This window comes from Nonomuraea sp. NPDC052634 (assembly GCF_040678535.1).
GTDB lineage: Bacteria > Actinomycetota > Actinomycetes > Streptosporangiales > Streptosporangiaceae > Nonomuraea > Nonomuraea fastidiosa.
The window spans coordinates 2,254,889-2,273,056 of record NZ_JBFATY010000001.1; the positions used below are offsets into that span (position 1 = coordinate 2,254,889).

Sequence of the window (18,168 nt, forward strand, 5' to 3'; positions counted from 1 at the left end):
GCCCGGACCGGCGGGTCAGGCCGTCTCCTCGTTCAGGACGCGCTGGGCCACCGCGAAGGCGGCGTTGGCGGCCGGGACGCCGCAGTAGACGGCGCTCTGCAGCAGCACCTCGCCGATCTCGTCGGGGGTGAGGCCGTTGCGCAGCGCGGCGCGTACGTGCATGGCCAGCTCGTCCAGGTGGCCGCGCGCGACGAGCGCGGTGAGCGTGATGCAGCTGCGCGTCCGCCGGTCGAGGCCGGGGCGGGTCCAGATCTCGCCCCACGCGTAGCGGGTGATGAAGTCCTGGAAGTCCCTGGTGAAGTCCGTGGTACGGGCGATCGCGCGGTCCACGTGGGCGTCGCCCAGCACCTCGCGGCGCACCTGCATGCCGGGGGCCGCGGGAAGGTGGCCGAGCAGGGCCCGGGTGACGCGGTCCGGCTGGTCGATCGTGGCCAGGTGGGCGGCGCCCGGCAGCTCGACGAGCGTGGCGCCGGAGATGCCGTCGGCCAGCTCCCTGGCGTGCGCGGGCGGCGTCGCCGGGTCCTCGCGTCCGGCCACCACCAGGGTCGGGACGCTGATCGCGGCCAGCTCGGCGCGCAGGTCGTAGGCGGCCAGGGCGTCGCAGCAGGCGGCATACGCGGCGGGGTCGGCGGCGGCGAGGTCGTCCAGCAGCGCCTGTTCCGGCGGGCCCGCGAACCAGCGGCCCGCCGCGCCCTCCACCAGCGGCGCGGTGCCCTCGGCCCGCACCAGCGCGGCACGCTCGTGCCAGCCCGCCGGGTCGCCGAAATGCGCGCTGGAGCACACCAGCGCCAGCGACTTGAGCCTGGCGGGGTGGCGGACGGCCAGCGTGGCGCCGATCGCGCCGCCGATCGAGACGCCCGCGTAGTGGAAGCTCTCCATCCCTGCCGCTTCGGCCACCCGCAGCACCAGCCCGGCGAGGTCCTCGATGGTGCTCGCGGGGATCGGCTTGGAGCCGCCGTGGCCCGGCAGGTCGAACCTGAGCACCCGGTATCTGCGGGCCAGCGTCCGCACCTGCGGCTCCCACAGGCGGGTGGTGGTGCCGAGCGAGGGGGCGAGAACGAGCGGCTCTCCCCGCTCGGGGCCGTCCAGACGGTAGTGCAACATCAATGGCGTGCCTTGTCTCGGTGTTTCGCTTCCGTGGTGACGTACGGAGACCGCGCCTGTTCGCGCCTTGGGTGATCGGCGCGGCGGCTCCGTGGATGGGCTCAGGCCGCTTTCACGGGCTGGGTGACGGCTCTGCCGGCCTCCTCAGGTTTCTCGCCGGTTCTCGTGGTGGCGGGCCAGCGCTCGGTCCACCAGGGCCGAGGCCGGGCCCGGGTCGCCTTCGACGGCCAGGTTCCCCGCCATGCGGTCCGGGTGCACGCGCAGGTCGGCGACCAGTTCCACGGCGTCCCTCGTGGCGCCCGCGACCAGGCGCAGGGCCTCGCGCAGCGGCTGCCACTCGGCGTGCCAGGCGCCGGAGGGGCGTTCGTCCTCGGCGGCGAGCGAGGCGTACAGGGTGGCGGTGAGCGGCGGCACCTGGCGGGCGGCGGCGGCGATCATCGTGGCCCGCACCGGGTTGTGCTTGTGCGGCATGGACGACGACCCGCCGCCCACGCCCTCGATCACTTCGCCGATCTCGGTGCGGGACAGCACCAGGACGTCGGCCGCCAGCTTGCCCAGCGCCCCGGCCGCGAACGCCAGCGCGTGCGCCAGGTCGGCCACCGGTGTGCGCAGCACGTGCCACGGCAGCGCCGGCGCGGCCAGCCCCAGCTCGGCGGCGAACCGCGCGGGCAGCTCCAGCGCGAGCACCCGCCCGTCCGGCCCTTGCCGCCCGTCCGGCTCGGAGTGCCCGTTCGGCGCTTGCCGCCTGTCCGGCTCCCGCGAGCCGGACAGGCGCGCCCGCGCGTCGGACTCGAAGGCGGCGAGGGTGCCGGCGGCGCCGCCCAGCTGGGCGGGGAGCGCGCGGCGGGCGGCTTCGAGGCGTTCCGCGGCGTCGGCGCAGAGCGTCAGCCAGCCCGCCGCCTTGAGCCCGAACGTCGTGGGCACCGCCTGCTGGGTGAGCGTACGGGCGGCCATCGGCGTGTCGCGGTGCTCGGCGGCCAGCGCGGCCAGCCGCTCGATCACCCCGTCCAGCTCGGCGAGCACGGGCCCGAGCGCCCGGTGGGCGACCAGCATCAGGGCGGTGTCGAGGATGTCCTGGCTGGTGGCGCCCCGATGCACGTACGCGCCGTAGGGGCCGGCCGCCCGGCGCAGGTCGGCCACGAGCGGGATCACCGGGTTGCCGCCCGAGCGAGCCCGCACGACGAGCCCCGGCAGGTCGAACGCCTCGGCGCGGGCGGCGGCGGTGACCGCCGGCGCGGCCTCGGCGGGCGCCAGGCCGAGCGCCGCCTGGGCGCGGGTCAGCGCGGCCTCGGCGTCCAGCATGGCCTGGAGCACGGCGGCGTCCCCGGTGGCCCCGGCCGCGCCCCGCATCGGGGACAGCAGGCCGAGGTCCGCGGGATCAGCCGAAGTCAAGGAAGACCGTCTCCTTCTCGCCCTGCAGGTGGATGTCGAAGCGGTAGACCCCGTCGCGCTCCTGCTCGGCCAGCAGCGTGTGCCGCCGCTCCGCGGGCACGGAGTCGAGGAAGGGGTCCTGCCCGAAGTAGATGCGGGTGTAGAGGTGGTGCAGCAGACCTCGGGCGAACACGCACACGCTGATGTACCCGTTTCCCGGCCGTACCGTGCGCAGCGCCCAGTGCCCGTCCTGGTCGGTGCCGACACGGCCGAAGCCGGTGAAGACGACGCCGTTCCTGCCGAGCACGGCCCCGTTGGTGGGGTCGCGGCGCAGCGAGCCAGGCGCGCCGCGCAGCTCGCCGTTCTCGTCGGCCTGCCAGAACTCCAGCAGCGCGTCCGGCACCGGGTCGCCCGCGCCGTCGTAGACGTAGCCGTGGACGGCGATGCCGCCGAGCGCGATGTCGCCGCCGCCGGGGAAGGGCAGCGCGTACCCGTAGAACGGGCCGACGGTCTGCGAGGGGGTGGGGTTCACCGGCCTTCCTCCATCCAGGTCGCGGCGGGGCCGTCGAGCACGATGTCCCACTGGTAGCCGAGCGAGACCTCCGGCTCGGACAGGTCGTGCACGTACTCGGCGACCAGCCGCTGCCGCGCCCGCTCGTCGGTGACGGACTGCAGGATCGGGTCGTACGGGAAGAGCGGGTCGCCCGGGAAGTACATCTGGGTGACCAGCCGCTGCGTGAACGCGGTGCCGAACAGCGAGAAGTGGATGTGCGCCGGCCGCCAGGCGTTGCGGTGGTTGCGCCACGGATAGGGGCCAGGCTTGATCGTGGTGAACATGTAGCGGCCCTCGTCGTCGGTCAGGCAGCGGCCCACGCCGGTGAAGTTGGGGTCGAGCGGCGCCGGGTGGTCGTCGCGCTGGTGCAGGTAGCGTCCTGCCGCGTTGGCCTGCCAGATCTCGACGAGCTGGCCGCGTACGGGACGTCCCGACCGGTCGAGCACCCGGCCCCGCACGGTGATGCGCTCGCCGATCGGCTCGCCGAGGTGCTGCTTGGTGAGGTCGTTGTCGAGCGGCGTCACGTCGGTCGCCCCGAACACCGGCCCGGTCAGCTCGGCCGCCTCCGGGTCCTTGACGGGGATGAGCGGCTGCTTGGGGTGGCGCAGCAGGGTGCTGCGGTAGGGGGCGTAGTCGCGCGCGGGATGGCCGGACGGCGTGGGGGGACGACCGGCGTACTCGGCGATCTCGCGGTCGATGTCGGCTTGCTGGAGGGGTTCGGACATACAGCTGCCTTTCGCGCTATCTGTCGAGGACGACGGCCAGGCCCTGGCCGACGCCGATGCAGAGGGTGGCCAGCCCGGTGCCGGAGCCCGCGGCGGCCAGCCGGTGCGCCACCGCGCCGGTCACGCGGGCGCCCGAGGCGCCGAGCGGGTGGCCGATCGCGATGGCGCCGCCGTCGGGGTTGACGATGGCGGGGTCGAGGTCGGGCAGCTCGGCCAGGCAGCCGAGCACCTGCGCGGCGAACGCCTCGTTCAGCTCGGCGGTGGCGAGGTCGCCGAAGCTCTTGCCCGCCTTGGCGAGCGCCTTGGTGGACGCCTCGACGGGGCCGAGCCCGTAGTAGCGCGGCTCCAGCGCGCTGACGCCGGTGGCGGCGATCCTGGCGAGGGGCTCGCGGCCGCGCAGCCCGGCCTCGTCGGTCAGCAGCAGCGCGGCGGCGCCGTCGTTGAGCGGGGAGGAGTTGCCGGCGGTGACGGTGCCGCCGTCCCGGCGGAAGACGGGCTTGAGCTTGGCCAGCTTCTCCATGGAGGTGTCGTGGCGGATGCCCTCGTCGCGGGTCAGGCCGGCGATGGGCACGATCTCCCGTTCGAACGACGCCTTGGCCGCCTTCTGGTGGCTGGCCAGCGCGAACGCGTCCTGCTCCGCCCGGCTGATGCGGTGCTTGTCGGCGATCAGCTCGGCGCCCTCACCGAGCGGGATCGTGTGCTCGGCGGGCATGGCCGGGTTGACCAGCCGCCAGCCGAGCGTGGTGGAGACCAGCTCCTGCCCGCCCGCGGGGAACGCCTTGTCCGGCTTGGGCAGCACCCAGGGCGCGCGGGTCATCGACTCGACGCCGCCCGCGATCACGGTGCTCGCGTCGCCCAGCGCGATCGCCCGGTACGCCTGGATGACGGCCTCCATGCCGGACCCGCACAGCCGGTTCACGGTCGCGCCCGGCGTGGTGATCGGCAGGCCCGCCAGGATGGCGGCCATCCTGGCGACGTTGCGGTTCTCCTCGCCGGCGCCGTTGGCGTTGCCCAGGATCACCTCGTCGGGCGCGTCGAGGTCGTTGCGCTCGGCGAGGGCCTTGATGACGTGCGCGGCCAGGTCGTCGGGGCGCACGCCGGACAGGGCGCCGCCGTACCGGCCGAACGGCGTGCGTACGGCGTCGAGGATGTAGACGTCTTTCATGCCAGTACCTCCGCGTCGGTGCGCTCGCGCACGTCCTCCACGCTCACTCCCGGCGCGCGTTCGACCAGCGCGAGCCCCTGCTCGGTGACGTCGAGGACGCCGAGGTCGGTGACGATCCGGTGGACGCACTCCTTCCCCGTGAGCGGAAGCGAGCACTCTTCAACGATCTTGGGTGAGCCGTCCTTGGCGGTGTGCTCCATGATCACGATGACCTTGCGCGCGCCGTGCACGAGGTCCATGGCGCCGCCCATGCCCTTGACGAGCTTGCCCGGCACCATCCAGTTGGCCAGGTCGCCGCGGGCGGAGACCTGCATCGCGCCCAGCACCGCCACGTCGATGTGCCCGCCGCGGATCATGCCGAACGACAGCGCAGAGTCGAAGAACGCGGCCCCCTCGCGCACGGTCACGGTCTCCTTGCCGGCGTTGATCAGGTCGGGGTCGATCTCGTCCTCGGCCGGGTACGGGCCGACGCCGAGTATGCCGTTCTCCGAGTGCAGCACCACGTCCACGCCGGGCGGCAGGAACGACGGGATGCGGGTGGGCAGGCCGATGCCCAGATTGACGTAGTCGCCGTCGCGCAGCTCGGCGGCCGCCCGCGCGACCATCTCGTCCCTGGTCCAGCTCATCCGCTCACGCTCCCCTGGTCGTCCGCTTCTCGATGCCCTTGTCAGCGGCCTGCTCGGGGGTGAGCACCAGCACCCGCTGCACGAACACGCCCGGCAGGTGCACCTCGTCCGGGTCCAGCTCGGTCAGCTCCTCGACCTCGGCGATGGTGACGCGGCCCGCCATGGCGGCGAGGGGGTTGAAGTTCCTGGCGGCCTTGCGGAAGACGAGGTTGCCGTGGCGGTCGCCCTTGGCGGCGCGGACGAGGGCGAAGTCGGTGCGGATGCCGCGTTCGAGTACGTACTCGCGGCCGTCGAACTCGCGCACCTCCTTCGGCGGCGAGGACACCGCGACCGAGCCGTCCGGGTTGTGGCGCAGCGGCAGGCCGCCGTCGGCGATCGGCGTGCCCACGCCGGCCGGGGTGTAGAAGGCGGGGATGCCGCTGCCGCCCGCGCGCAGCCGCTCGGCCAGCGTGCCCTGCGGGGTCAGCTCGACCGTCAGCTCGCCGGACAGGTACTGCCGGGCGAACTCCTTGTTGTCGCCGATGTAGGAGGCGGTCACGTGGGCGATGCGGCCGGCGGCCAGCAGCAGGCCGAGGCCGCCGCCGTCCACGCCGCAGTTGTTGCTGACCACCGACAGGCGGGTGACACCGGTGTCGAAGAGGGCTTTGATCAGGACGTTCGGGATGCCGCTGAGGCCGAAGCCGCCGACGGCGAACGACGCGCCGTCGCGCACGCCTGCCAGCGCCTCCGCGGCCGTGGCGACCACCTTGTCTCTCGGCACGACGCTCCGATCAGGACGTGTTCGCTCTGCGAACTTTTGTTCACTATTATGGGGTTTTCAGTATGTGTGTGGAGTGGCTGGCCTGTCAAAGGTCCCCTACGAGCGCCGCAGGAGGAGCCGATGGAACCGGCCGGAACCCTCGAACGCGGGCTGAGCGTGCTGCGCGCGATCGCCGCCGACCCGCGGCGGCCCGCCCGCGCCACGGACCTCGTCCGGGCGACCGGGCTGGCCAGGTCCACCGTCGACCGGGTGCTCGGCACCCTCGTGCACCTCGGCTACCTGCGCGCCGAAGGGCGGGACGTGGTGCTCGCGCCGCGCCTGATGGAGCTGGGCGAGGCGTACCTGTCCGGCTCGGGGCTGCGCGACGCCGTCGCGGGGCCGGCCGCGCGGCTCGCCGACGAGCTGGACGAGTCGGTGTCGGTGGCCGTGCGCGACGGTGACGGAGTGCGGTTCATCGCGCAGTTCACCCGGCGGCGGCGCATGTCGGTGACCTTCCGGGTGGGTGACGTGCTGCCCGCCTCCCGATGCGCGGCCGGGCTCGCCCTGCTCGACCCCGCCAAGGGGTGGGCCGAGGACGACCAGCTCATCGAGCCCGGGTTGATCGCGATCGCGGTGCCCGTACGGACTGCTCCCGGACCCGATGGTCCTGGGGAGGCGGTGTGCGCGGTCAGCGTGGTCAGCCACACGAGCCGGCACACCGTCGCCGAGCTAGGCGAACACTGCCTGCCCGCACTGCGCGAAACGGTCGCCGAGATGGAGGCCGCGCTCGCCGCCGGCCGTACTGATCACACGCCGCCGGTCCCCCGTCCCGGGGTGGATCCGGCGAAGGAGGCGAAGCGGGAGCTGGGCATGGGGTTCCTGCAGTCGCTCGCGCGCGGGCTCGCCGTCATGGTCGCGCTCGGGTCGGCGCGCGGCGGGCTGACGCTCGCCGACGCCGCCAAGGTGACCGGCCTGCCCAGGGCGACCGTGCGGCGCGCGGTGCAGGCGCTGGAGCGGCTCGGGTACGCCGCCGCCCGCGGGTCCCGCTTCACGCTGCTGCCCAGGGTGCTGGAGCTGGGGTATGCGCACCTGTCGGGGCTGACGTTCAGGGAGATCGTCCAGCCGCACCTGGCGGACCTGGCCGCCCGCGTCAACGAGTCGGCCTCCGTCGCCGTGCTGGACGGCGACGACGTCGTGTACGTGGCCAGGGTCCAGACCGTGAGCCTGATGAGCGTGAACATCACCGTCGGGACCCGCTTCCCCGCGTACGCGACCTCCATGGGCCGGGTGCTGCTGGCCGAGCAGCCGGACGAGCGGCTGGCCGCCATCGAGCCGCGCCGCCTGGCCGCGCGGACCGTCACCTCCAAGGACGAGCTGCGCGCCCTCATCCGGCGGGCCGGGGCCGACGGTTACGCGCTGGTGGACCAGGAGCTGGAGGAGGGCGTACGGTCGATCGCCGTGCCCATCAGGGACCGCACCGGGCGCACCGTGGCCGCCGTGAACGTCGCCACCCACGCCGGACGGTTCGGCAACGACGCTCTGATCCGCGATGTCCTCCCCGAGCTGCGGGAGACGGCGGCGCGCATGGAGGCGGATCTCGCGTACGCGGGCGCGGTCGCGGCCGAATGACCGCATCCCCGGCGAAACGCGCGAAGGCTCATGAGGAAAGGGCGGTCACGGCGGTGGCCAGGTAGAGGCAGCCGCCGATCGCCACGGCCACGCCCGCCAGCGCCGGCGCCCACGCCGCCGCCGTACGCAACGCCCGCAGCCGTGGCGTACGTCCGCGCACCATCGTCGCACCGCGCACGGTCACCACGCCGACGCCGGTCAGCGTGACGGCCATCCCCGCACCGAACGCCAGCACCAGCACCACCGCGCCGAACGACCGCCCGGTGAGCAGACCGCTGACGAGCACGATGAACGCCGACGGCGACGGCACCAGACCCCCTGACAGGGCCAGCGCGGTGAGCCCGCGAGCCGACCACGGATCGTGCACCTCCGCATGCCCGTGCCCGTGCCCGTGTCCATGCCCGTGCCCATGCCCGTGGCCGTGGCCGTGGTGGGCATGCGTCGTACGTCCGCGCAGGTGACGGTACGTGAGGTGCGCCCCCACGCCGATCACGACGACACCGGCGACCACCTGCAGCCACGCGGTGACGGCCTCGGTGCCCACGGCGGCGGCGCCGCTGCTCAACCCCACCCAGGCCAGCGCCAGGGCGAGCACCGACACCGTGTGCATCAACGCCACGACCACGCCGAGACGCAGGGCGTCGCGGTAGCGTCCGTGCGTTCCGATCAGGTACGCCGCCGTCACGCTCTTGCCGTGCCCCGGCGCGACGGCGTGCAGCGCACCGGCCCCCAGCGCCACGATCAACGCCGGCCAGAACGCGCCCGCCCCGTCGAACAAGGTGATGAGGACGTTCTCGGGCCCGGTGAGATCGTTCATACGCCCGTCCCCGGTGTCGCGGCCGGCTCAGCAGGCTTGTCCGAGGCGGCGGGCGGGGCGGGGGCGCGGCGGCGTACCAGGAGAAGAACCAGCACGCCGAGGACGGCCACCAGCGCGACGGCGGGCACCGCGAGCGGCACCCCACCGCCCTCCGGCGCGTCGAACCGCACGCTTCGGGTGTCCTCCGCCTTCGTGAACAGCACCTTCGCGGGCTCGGCCGGGGTGTCCGAGGTGAGCACGGTGCGGTACGCCTGGTGCAGGTCGGTGAGCGCCGCGATGCGCACGTCCACCGTCACCACCGGCTCCGGGCACTCGAAGCCGAACCGCGCGCCCTCGGCGAGCAGCCGCTCCAGCGGTTCCAGCTCGGCGGCGCACGGCCGGCCGCCCTGGGTGACGCCGACGTGGGCGAGGAGGTAGTCGCGTACGGCGGCGGATCTGGCCAGCTTCTGCTCGCCGGTCAGCGTGGTGTCGGCGCCGGTCGCCGGGTCCTCGAACGCGCCGAGCGACTGGCCGAGCGCCACCCAGTCGTCCTCGGCGGGCAGCCAGGCGAGCGTCACGCGGTCACCGTCCACGGCGATCCTGGCCGTGGACGGCGGCCCGAAGGGGTGCGCGGCCGCCGTCTGAGCGGGCACGAGCACCGCGACGACGGCGACGATGAAGGGCACGCATAGGCGTGCCAGAAGGCCAGACCTCAAGGGAACTCCTAGCAAGAAAACCAACGAAACCACCCCGTGACGCCCGGCCACGCGACGAACGCGCCGCCACCCGTACCCACGGCCCAGACCGGCTCGTGATGACGCGGCCGCCCGAAACAGGCCGACCGGCGTTCGGCGGGCGGACCGGCCGGTGCCCAAGGCCGGCCCGCCCGCGTTCAAAGCGAGCCGGCCCGTGCTCGGGATCGGCCGGCTCGCACGCCCTCACACCGTCGGCACGCCGGCGCACGGGGCCTGACGCGCGAAGGCGCGGCAGCGCTACGGCTCCGAGCCGATGGGGAGCGGAGGCGCCGGGGTGCCGGCGTGCTGAGGGGTTGGGACGCGGCGCTGAAAGCTCCGGGCGCGCTGATGAGTCGCGGCGTCAGCGCGCCCGGAGCCGCACGGGCGCTGGGGGGCGAGCCCGCGCCGAGGGTGTTACCTGGTGACGGTGATGGGCGGGCTGGTGATCTTCTGGTGGTCGCTGTCCAGGTGCACCACGTACGTGCCGCCCCGCTTCACCGGCGCGGGGACGCGGACGGTCTGCGACAGGCGGCCCAGCTCGTCGGCCTTGGCGTGGCCGAGGAGCGTGCCGTCCTTGCCGTGGCCGCCGCCGCGGCGGGAATCAGCCTCGCGCCACCAGATGGCGACCCGCTCGCCCGGGTCATACCCGTACGCCGACACCTTGACCGGCTCCAGCCGGCGCACCGACGTCTTGTCGACGGTGACCTGCTCGCCCACGGTGTTCTCGGGGGTGCGCAGGTCGTTGACGGTGCGTTCGCCCTTGCGGTTCTTGCGGATGACGAAGCCGTCGTGGTGGGTGCCGTCGGCGTAGCGGGCCTCGAACGTGATGGTGTCCTCGGCGACGTCGATGAGCTGGTAGAGCTGGGTGTTCTCGCTGGTGCTGCGGACTTCGGCGCCGTTGCCGGTCCAGTTCTCGCCGCCGTTGAGCGCGTACATCTTGCCGCCGGAGACCGACACGACGTACGCGACGCCGTTGTGCACGGTGGCGGACTTGCGTGCGGCCACCTGGTTACCGCGCCCGTACGAGTGGTCGTGCCCCTGGAGCACGAGGTCCACGCCGTACTTCTCGAACAGCGGCGCCCACTGCTCGCGGACGTTCGGGTTGTTGCGGGTGCCGGTGGTGGAGTAGACGGGGTGGTGGAAGGTCACCACGGTCCACTTGTTCGGGTTGTCCTTGAGCAGGCCCTCGAGCCAGGCGGTCTGGGCGGCCATGAGCGTGGCGTTGCTCTGGTGGTTGGTGTCCAGGCCGATGAAGCGCACGCCCTGGTAGTCCACGCTGTAGACGGTCTGCTTCAGCTCGGGGTCGCCGGGCCCGTTGTCCGGATACGGGAACTGCGGCCGCCAGAACGCGGACAGCCCGCCGCTGTACTCGTGGTTGCCGGGGATGGAGATGTTGTTGATCTGGCTGTCGATGAAGCCGCCGGCCTGGAACCACTGACCCCACTGCTCTTCGCTGTTGGCGGAGTCGATGAGGTCGCCGGCGTTGACGATGACCTTGGCCTGGGGCCGGTCGGCGAACGCCTGGCGGAAGACGCGCGGCACGGCGGAGTCGAGGTAGTTCTGGGCGTCGCCGTAGTAGATGAACGAGAACGGCTCGAAGCCCTCGGCGGCGGTGGTGAAGTCGGTCCAGGGGCTCCAGTTGGTGCCGTCGCCGACGCGGTAGGTGTAGCGGGTGCCGGGCTTGAGGCCGGTGAACTCCACCGTGTGGTACGTCGATGCGTACCCGAGCGTGGTGTTGACCGGCGTGCTCGCGATGGCCTTGACCGTGGTGACGGCCCCGGGCGGCGGCTGCACCTGGCCGAGGGCGCGCGGCGCCTCCAGGATCTCGGCCTGTGCGGTGTCGGCGTCGGCCTCGGCCCGCCACGAGACGCGCTGGCTGGTGGCGGGCGTGGTGGTCGGGATGAGGATGATGCGGTCGGGGATGGGGCTGGGCTTGTGCGCCTCGGCGGCCGGGTAGGCGGGCGGTGCCGCCGCGCCGATGGCGGCGGGGCCGAACGCTAACCCGGCGGCGAGCAGCGCGGCGGTGCCTGCCGCCGCCAGCTTCGCCTGGCGCGGCCAGGACCTGCGCGGCTTGATGGGGTCGTTCACTTCTCGTTTCGCTCTCTGAGAGGGGCTGTACGGGCCCGCCCGCGCGAAGGCGGACGGGTGCGAGCGCATTCATCCAGACCGCGCTGACGATCTCCTGTCGCGCAGTGGTCCGCCAGGTGAATTCGCGATCGGTAAGCCGCCGGTCATCGGCCGTTCGCCCGGCGTTCCCCGGCCGCCTCCTACGATCGGGCCGGTGGAGGGACGGGTGGAGGGACGGATGGTGCGCCGCTGGAGCCTGCTGCCCGCCGTGCTGGCGCTGGCGACGTTGTTCGTGCCGCCGCCGGCGCAGGCGACGGTCAAGACGGAGACGTTCATCACGGCGGAGACGACGGGCATCCTGCTGATCGAGGCGGGCGAGTGCTTCAGCGATCCGGAGTACTCGGTGCGCGCCGGCGAGCCGATCGTGGTCTACACGCCGTGCGCGCAGGGCGCGGACAACCAGTCGTACGGGTTCGCGCACGTCCCCGACGGCCCGTACGACCGGGAGAGGCTGGCGGCGTTCGCGTGGCGGAGCTGCGGCGAGCGGTTCGACCGCTTCTGGGGCGGCGAACGCGAAGACCTGGCGTACTACCCGATCATGCCGACGGCGGAGACGTGGGCGGACGGCGATCGTGACGTCATGTGCGCGGTCTACCGGCCCGAGGGCCGCCTGGCGGGTTCCGTGCTGCCGAAATGACCTCGCGGGGCTCCCGGGCTGATCGCCCCACCCGGCGCACCAGCCGATCGCGCTGGTCGTGGCCGACACGCCGGTCGCCGCCGCGCACGCGGCATCGCTCGTACGGGCCGAGCACGACGAGATTCCGTTCGCCGTGGAGCCTGGCGCGGACGGCGCGGAGCCTGTCTCCCAGGAGGAGGCGCCGCCGCGGCCGCTCCTCACCGGCAACCTTCCACGCGGCGAGCTTCCACCCGAAGACCCGGCACCGCGTCCGGCTGGGCGCCGACCGCTCGGGCCGCCCGGCCACATGCGGGAGCATCCGGCCGCGTTCGCGCTGGAGTCGGCCATCGACGAGCTGGCCGTCGCCGCCGGGCGCGACCCGGTCGAGCTGCGCCTGGCCAACGGCGCGCGCACGGACCCGGTGACGGGCAAGCCGTTCTCGTCCCGGCACCTGGCGGCGTGCCGCACCACCTGACGGCGGGCGCGCGGGGCACCGACAGCGCGCTGCTCGCGGTGCACGCGGCGCTGCGCGAGCTGCGGGCACGGCTCGGCGCCGACCCCGAGGGCCCGGTGGACGTGGCGGCGGCGGTCAAGCGGACCGGCGGCGACGAGGTGGTGGCCGAGGCCGTCACCCGGGCGCCCGGGCAGCCGCCCGAGGCGTCCGACCGGATGCGCAGGGGCCTGGTCGCGCCGGTCGGACCCGAGTATCCCGGCTTCGTCTCCTTCAGCTTCATCGCCCACTTCACCGAGGTCAGGGTGGAGCCGGTGACGCGGCGCATCCGGGTCTCGCGGATGGTCAGCGTGGCCGACGGCGGCCGGGTGGCCGGCCCGGTCGCCGCCGAGTCCCAGGTGCGCGGCGGCGTGGTGTGGGGCATCGGCGCGGCGCTGCGCGAGCACAGCGAGGCCGATCCCCGCTACGGCGGCCTCGTCGACGACGACCTCGCCGACTCCGTGATCCCGGTCGACGCCGACGTCGGCACGATCGACGTGGACTTCATCGACGAGCCCGGCCACCCGCTCGACCCGATGGGCGTGACGAACCTCGGCGAGGTGGCGCTGGTCGGCGTCGCCCCCGCCATCGCGAACGCCGTCTTCCACGCCACCGGCCGCCGCGTGCGCCGCCTGCCCATCCGCATCGAGGACGTGCTCTGAGCGCGCTGCGGAGGGCCCCGAGCGCGTCCAGGACGAGGACGCCGAGCACATTCCCGGCGGGCGGCGGCGCAAGGTGGTGGCCGGGGTCGCGGCCGGTGCCGTGGTGGCGACGGCGGCGATCGTCACGCTGGCCGTCGCGCTCCCGGACACGCCGCAGCGCACGCCGGCCACGCCGGCCCCGCAGAGCTCGGCGGCCGGCACGCCCGAGGGGCGGCAGGACGAGTACGACAGCACCGCCGCCTGGCTGCGTACCGACTCCGACATCCCCCGCGAATACCGCAAGATGATCGTGGCGGCGGGACGCCATTGCGAGCTGCCCGGCCTGAGCCCCGCCCTGATCGCCGCCATGCTGAAGGCCGAGTCCGGCTTCGACCCCAACCTCGACGACCCGCGCAACAACGAGTACGGCATCGCCCGCTGGACCCCCGAGGTGCTGTGGCACTGGCAGCCCGGCGGCCTGCAGAGCCCCAAGCCCAGCCCGCCGCTCAGCCCCGAGCTGTCGATCTCGTCGATGGGCCGCTTCCTGTGCACGCTCGGCCCCCGGGTGTCGGACCTGCCCGGCGATCCGGCGCTCAAGCTGGCCGCGCTCTATCGCAGCGGCGTCCAGGTGCTCAAACGCGCGAACGGCATCCCGGACAAGTGGCGCCCCTACACCACCAAGGTCGCCCGCTACATGCGCGACTACCAGCCGGAGCCGGACTGACCGGCGCTCAGCGCGGGAAGTCCTCCAGCTCGCGTACGGCCTGGTCGAGGTCGTCGGCGACGCCGCTGCGCAGCAGCCGCCCGTACAGGCCCTCGCCGCCGGCGCCGTAGCGGCGGATGCGGGCCGCGCGGGCGCTCATGCGCGCCTGGAGCTCCCTGATGACGGTGTCGGTGCTGCCGGTCCAGCCGTAGGTGTCGAGGAACAGCCGCAGCCGGCGGGGCCGCTCCTCGAAGTTCGTGAAGCCCTCCAGCTCGGCGGTGCGGCGCGCGTGCAGGGGCACCCAGCCGTGCGCCATCCAGGCGACGTCGGAGCCGGGGGTGACGGGGCCGGCGAAGTCCCAGTCGAAGAAGCCGGTGATGCGGCCGTCGTGCCAGGCGGCGTTGAAGGGGCTGGCGTCGTTGTGGGCGATGATCAGGCCGGGCGCCCATCGGCCGCCCATCCGCCAGCGCGCGCCGGGCGACGGCACGAAGTCGGCGACCGCCTCGTGGTAGGCGCGCGTCCACTCGGCGACCTGGACGAGCGACTCGTCCGTACGGGTCCACCAGGGCCACACGACCTCGGAGCCCATGGTCTCGCCCTCGATGTAGGTGAGGATCTCGCGGCCCTCGTCGTCGATGCCGAGCACGCGGGGCGCGCCCTCGAAGCCCTTGCGCTCGAGGTGGCGCAGCAGCTCGTGGACGTACGGGGTCCAGGGACGCACCTGGCGGCGTACGGTGTGGCCGATCCGCACGGCGCCGCCGTCGTTGCCGCCGTCGAGCCGCTGTCGTACCACGTCGAGGACATTGCCAGCCCGCGCGGGCCACGTCAACAAGCGGCCTCGGCCCGGCCAGTTCGGCGGCGACCACCACGGCGGGATCGTCCTCGGCGTGCGGGCTCGTCGTCCGCACCCATGGCCACTGCTGTACATGTTCGTGTCGCGTTCGCCGCGAAACCGGTAGCGGGCGATTGCACCATGCAAAGATAAGAGGGGCGAACCGTAGGGATGCGGAGGGCGTGGAATGGGCAGCATCGGCCGTACCGGCTTCTCCTGGGTGGTCACGCAACGTGACGACGCCGCCGTCCTGTGTCCCTGCGGGGACCTGGACCTGTCCTCGATGGAGGAGTTCCGCAGCGGGCTGTCGGAGGCGATGTCGTGCCTGTGCCCGCCGCTCGTCGTCGTCGACCTGCACGAGGTGGACTTCTGCGATTCCTCCGGGCTCAACGCGCTGATCTGGGCCGCGAACACGGTGGAGGCCGCCGGCGGGCGGCTGCGGCTGAGCGGGCTCCAGCCGCGGGTGAGCAAGCTGATGCGGATGACCGGCCTCGACCGCCGCTTCGCCTTTCAGGACGCCGCCGCCGGGCGCTGAAGGCAGGTCAGCCGCCCATGCGGCCGTTCTGGCCGTGGCGGTTCTCCAGGCCGGCCATCGAGGCCCCGTTGTCCTGCACGCCGCGCCCGTCCTCGATGGAGCCGGGCGAGTAGTAGCGCCGCAGCCAGTCGGCCAGCCCGTCGAGACCGGGCAGCAGCACGCGTTCTGTGATGTTCGCCTGGTCGAGCCGCTGCCGGATCTCGGCCTTGACCGGGGCCGGGATCACCCACTGCCATCCCATGTCGGGATGGTCGGCCAGCCAGTCCTCAAGCTGGTACGTCACGTCCGACAGCGCGGACAGCACCGACGATTGGTTGACGACCCGTTCGTCCAGCGACGGCGGCTCGAAGAAGGCGAGGAACGGCCGGTCGTCCTCGGTGAGCCGGTCGAAGCGGTCGAGCGCGGGGGCGACCCTGGCGAGCAGTTCGGTGGTGAACACGAGCGCGCCCTCGGCGGCGAGCGGGGCGCGCAGCGGCTCGGGCAGCAGCCGGTGCGCGGCTGCGCAGTCCACCGACAGCAGCACGCCGTCGTCCTCCGGCCAGGTGGCGGTGGCGAAGTGCAGGGCGACGAGCGGGGAGAACGTCCAGTCGAGCAGGCGGGTGGGCAGTCCGTGGTGCTGGCCGAGCGCGAGCCAGTCCCAGACGGTCGGACCCGGCGCCTGCCGATGCGCATATTTACGGAAATTTCGTACGAGGTGGGATTCGACCGCCGCGTACTTGCCGCGCAGCCGCGCGAGCCCCGACATGTGCGAGTACGTGCTGCGCGCCAGCCCTCTGAAGACCAGCGACGAGTGCGAAGGCCCGCACCCCTCGCTCCGGCCGGCCTCCCCGACCGCGTCGTCCAGCTCCCGCCACGACGACACCGTGACGACTTTCACCACAATCGCGTTGCCCCAGCTCAGGCCCTCCACACCTGCCCTGCGCCCAGACGATCCTTCTGGACAGCGGGGCGCGCTCCCGAGCACCGCCATCCGGTGGCGGCGCGCGACGCGTACGCCGCGCTGCTGTGCACCGCCGGCCGGATGCCCGGCCTGCCGATCGTGGTGGCGGGCGACAGCGCGGGCGCGCGCCGCCGACCTGTCGGGTCTGCCGCCCGCCGTGGTGCTGCCCGCCGGCGACGCCGCGCTGACCATGGTGGCCTCGGCGGTGCGCCGCGCCCTGTGAGCATGGACGCGGCGCACGCGCGGGGTCAGCCGGAGAAGAGCTGGGTGAGCTTGAGGAACAGCTCATACACCCCGTAGGCGAAGGGGACCCCGACCCACACCCAGGCCAGGATCATCAGCCAGGTCCGCCGCTCGGCGGCAGGCTCGGCGGCGGGCCCATCAGCGGACTCGGCGGTGGATTCGGTGGTCATACGGCCTGTCCTTTCTCCGCGGGCTCCTGCCGCTGCGCGGGCCGTTCGTGGAATCTCTCGTGGACCGGCCTGATCAGCTCGTTGGCGATGAAGCCGATCGCGAGCAGGCCGATCATGATGAACAGGGACGTGGTGTAGAGGGCGGGGCCGGAGCGCCCGGCGTTCTCCTGGGCGTCGGCGATGGCGTTGACGATGAGCGGGCCGAGCACGCCCGCGGTGGACCAGGCGGTGAGCAGGCGGCCGTGGATGGCGCCCACCTCCAACGTGCCGAACAGGTCCTTCAGATAGGCGGGCACGGTGGAGAAACCGCCGCCGTAGAAGGACAGGATGCCGAGCGCGCAGACGATGAACAGCGGCTTGGAGACGTCGCCCGCCAGCGCGATGACGAGGTAGAGCAGCGCGCCGACGCCCAGGTAGACCCGGTACATGTTCTTGCGCCCGATCAGGTCGGAGGTGGACGACCAGACGAACCGGCCGGCCATGTTGGCCAGCGACAGCAGCGCGACGAACCCGGCCGCCGCGCCCGCCGCGACGGCCGCCGTGGTGCCGGCGAAGAAGTCCGTGATCATGGGGGCGGCCTTCTCCAGGATGCCGATGCCGGCGGTGACGTTGCAGCACAGCACGATCCACAGCAGGTAGAACTGCGGGGTGCGGATGGCGTTGCGCGCGGAGACGTCGGCGGTGGTGATGAGCGGGCTCGCCTTCGCGGCGGACGGCTGCCGGTTGCTGGGCTTCCAGCCCTCCGGCGGGACGCGGACGAGCAGCACGCCCATCGACATGAAGACCGCGTACACGATGCCGTGGCTCAGGAACGTCGTGGCGATGCCGGTCGTCTCGGTGCCGAAGGCGGAGAGCATCTGCGCCGACCATGGGGAGGCGATGAGCGCGCCGCCGCCGAATCCCATGATCGCGATGCCGGTGGCCATGCCGGGCCGGTCGGGGAACCATTTGATGAGCGTGGAGACCGGGGAGATGTAGCCGATGCCGAGCCCGATGCCGCCGACGAAGCCGTAGCCGAGCACGACCAGCCAGTACTGCCGGGTGATCACGCCCAGCGCCGACAGCAGGAACCCGGAGGAGAAGCAGGTCATCGAGACGAACATGGCCCAGCGGGGGCCGTTGCGCTCGACGAGCGTGCCGCCGAACGCGGCCGACAGGCCGAGCATGACGATGCCGAGCTGGAAGGGCAGCGCGCTCTGGGTGCCGGTGAGGCCGAGCGCCGACTCCAGTGGGGGTTTGAAGACGCTCCACGCGTACGCCTGCCCGATGGCGAGGTGGACGGAGAGCGCCGCGGGCGGCACGAGCCACCGGCTCCAGGCGGGGGCCGCCACAATACGGGAACGACTGAGGAAAGCTTGCGGACTCGCGGACCTCGTACTGTCTGCCACCCACCTGGGTTACCACATACGGTATGCAGTATTTAAAAGTT

Annotated in this window: 20 protein-coding genes; 6 read left to right on the forward strand and 14 right to left on the reverse strand. The window is 73.1% G+C overall.

The features are described 5' to 3' along the window. Positions 1-15: 15 nt before the first annotated feature. The 7 genes from pcaC to AB0K67_RS10175 form a co-directional block, all read right to left on the reverse strand. Positions 16-1,104 carry a 4-carboxymuconolactone decarboxylase gene (gene pcaC, locus AB0K67_RS10145; RefSeq protein WP_364055930.1) on the reverse strand — a complete coding sequence of 363 codons (1,089 nt, stop codon included), beginning with the start codon at positions 1,102-1,104 and terminating at the stop codon, positions 16-18. A gap of 144 nt (positions 1,105-1,248) precedes the next feature. After that, positions 1,249-2,496 carry a 3-carboxy-cis,cis-muconate cycloisomerase gene (pcaB, locus tag AB0K67_RS10150; RefSeq protein WP_364055933.1) on the reverse strand — a complete coding sequence of 416 codons (1,248 nt, stop codon included), beginning with the start codon at positions 2,494-2,496 and terminating at the stop codon, positions 1,249-1,251. Continuing rightward, entirely contained in the window at positions 2,483-3,007 is a 525-nt protein-coding gene (gene pcaG, locus AB0K67_RS10155) for a protocatechuate 3,4-dioxygenase subunit alpha (protein WP_364055935.1), read from the reverse strand. Before pcaG ends, pcaB begins: the two co-directional genes overlap by 14 nt. After that, positions 3,004-3,753 (reverse strand): protocatechuate 3,4-dioxygenase subunit beta, encoded by a 750-nt coding sequence (gene pcaH, locus AB0K67_RS10160; RefSeq protein WP_364055938.1) that lies wholly within the window; start codon positions 3,751-3,753, stop codon positions 3,004-3,006. Before pcaH ends, pcaG begins: the two co-directional genes overlap by 4 nt. Positions 3,754-3,769: 16 nt before the next feature. Beyond that, positions 3,770-4,918 (reverse strand): thiolase family protein, encoded by a 1,149-nt coding sequence (locus AB0K67_RS10165; RefSeq protein WP_364055941.1) that lies wholly within the window; start codon positions 4,916-4,918, stop codon positions 3,770-3,772. Then, entirely contained in the window at positions 4,915-5,544 is a 630-nt protein-coding gene (locus AB0K67_RS10170) for a CoA transferase subunit B (protein WP_364055944.1), read from the reverse strand. The genes AB0K67_RS10165 and AB0K67_RS10170 overlap by 4 nt, the downstream gene beginning before the upstream one ends. A gap of 4 nt (positions 5,545-5,548) precedes the next feature. Further along, positions 5,549-6,304, reverse strand: a complete 756-nt coding sequence (locus AB0K67_RS10175) for a CoA transferase subunit A (protein ID WP_364055947.1) — start codon at positions 6,302-6,304, stop codon at positions 5,549-5,551. A gap of 120 nt (positions 6,305-6,424) precedes the next feature. On the opposite strand from AB0K67_RS10175, the gene AB0K67_RS10180 reads away from it, so the two are divergent. Further along, complete coding sequence (locus tag AB0K67_RS10180) at positions 6,425-7,912, forward strand: IclR family transcriptional regulator C-terminal domain-containing protein (RefSeq protein WP_364055950.1); 1,488 nt, start codon at positions 6,425-6,427, stop codon at positions 7,910-7,912. Between the two features lie 28 nt (positions 7,913-7,940). Here AB0K67_RS10180 and AB0K67_RS10185 read toward each other — a convergent pair whose 3' ends face one another. From AB0K67_RS10185 to AB0K67_RS10195, 3 genes are all read right to left on the reverse strand, one after another. After that, the gene (locus AB0K67_RS10185; RefSeq protein WP_364055953.1) at positions 7,941-8,729 is read right to left on the reverse strand and encodes a hypothetical protein; all 789 of its coding nucleotides are present in this window, start codon (positions 8,727-8,729) and stop codon (positions 7,941-7,943) included. Then, positions 8,726-9,424: a hypothetical protein gene (locus AB0K67_RS10190; RefSeq protein ID WP_364055956.1), complete on the reverse strand. Its 699-nt coding sequence runs from the start codon at positions 9,422-9,424 to the stop codon at positions 8,726-8,728. Before AB0K67_RS10190 ends, AB0K67_RS10185 begins: the two co-directional genes overlap by 4 nt. Before the next feature lie 432 nt (positions 9,425-9,856). Beyond that, complete coding sequence (locus AB0K67_RS10195; RefSeq protein ID WP_364055959.1) at positions 9,857-11,530, reverse strand: metallophosphoesterase family protein; 1,674 nt, start codon at positions 11,528-11,530, stop codon at positions 9,857-9,859. Positions 11,531-11,723: 193 nt separating this feature from the next. Here AB0K67_RS10195 and AB0K67_RS10200 point away from each other — a divergent pair, with 193 nt between their 5' ends. The 4 genes from AB0K67_RS10200 (at position 11,724) to AB0K67_RS10215 (ending at position 14,040) form a co-directional block, all read left to right on the forward strand. After that, a complete protein-coding gene (locus AB0K67_RS10200) occupies positions 11,724-12,206 on the forward strand; it encodes a hypothetical protein (protein ID WP_364055962.1) in 483 nt (160 codons plus the stop codon). 58 nt (positions 12,207-12,264) lie between these two features. After that, entirely contained in the window at positions 12,265-12,660 is a 396-nt protein-coding gene (locus AB0K67_RS10205; protein WP_364055965.1) for a hypothetical protein, read from the forward strand. Beyond that, positions 12,645-13,337: a molybdopterin cofactor-binding domain-containing protein gene (locus AB0K67_RS10210; RefSeq protein WP_364055968.1), complete on the forward strand. Its 693-nt coding sequence runs from the start codon at positions 12,645-12,647 to the stop codon at positions 13,335-13,337. Before AB0K67_RS10205 ends, AB0K67_RS10210 begins: the two co-directional genes overlap by 16 nt. A 76-nt stretch (positions 13,338-13,413) precedes the next feature. Next, positions 13,414-14,040 (forward strand): hypothetical protein, encoded by a 627-nt coding sequence (locus AB0K67_RS10215; RefSeq protein WP_364055971.1) that lies wholly within the window; start codon positions 13,414-13,416, stop codon positions 14,038-14,040. A gap of 7 nt (positions 14,041-14,047) precedes the next feature. On the opposite strand, the gene AB0K67_RS10220 is transcribed toward AB0K67_RS10215, so the two are convergent. Further along, positions 14,048-14,812, reverse strand: coding sequence for a phosphotransferase (locus AB0K67_RS10220; protein ID WP_364055974.1), 765 nt, complete (start codon positions 14,810-14,812; stop codon positions 14,048-14,050). A 226-nt stretch (positions 14,813-15,038) separates the two neighbouring features. Here AB0K67_RS10220 and AB0K67_RS10225 point away from each other — a divergent pair, with 226 nt between their 5' ends. Next, positions 15,039-15,386, forward strand: coding sequence for an STAS domain-containing protein (locus tag AB0K67_RS10225; RefSeq protein ID WP_364055977.1), 348 nt, complete (start codon positions 15,039-15,041; stop codon positions 15,384-15,386). Positions 15,387-15,393: 7 nt separating this feature from the next. Here the strand turns inward: AB0K67_RS10225 and AB0K67_RS10230 are convergent, their stop codons facing one another. The 3 genes from AB0K67_RS10230 to AB0K67_RS10240 are packed head-to-tail and all read right to left on the reverse strand — an operon-like array spanning position 15,394 to position 18,070. Continuing rightward, positions 15,394-16,566: an FRG domain-containing protein gene (locus AB0K67_RS10230; protein ID WP_364055980.1), complete on the reverse strand. Its 1,173-nt coding sequence runs from the start codon at positions 16,564-16,566 to the stop codon at positions 15,394-15,396. 8 nt (positions 16,567-16,574) lie between these two features. Then, positions 16,575-16,739, reverse strand: a complete 165-nt coding sequence (locus AB0K67_RS10235) for a hypothetical protein (RefSeq protein ID WP_364055983.1) — start codon at positions 16,737-16,739, stop codon at positions 16,575-16,577. Then, entirely contained in the window at positions 16,736-18,070 is a 1,335-nt protein-coding gene (locus tag AB0K67_RS10240) for an OFA family MFS transporter (protein WP_364055985.1), read from the reverse strand. Before AB0K67_RS10240 ends, AB0K67_RS10235 begins: the two co-directional genes overlap by 4 nt. Positions 18,071-18,168 lie beyond the last annotated feature (98 nt).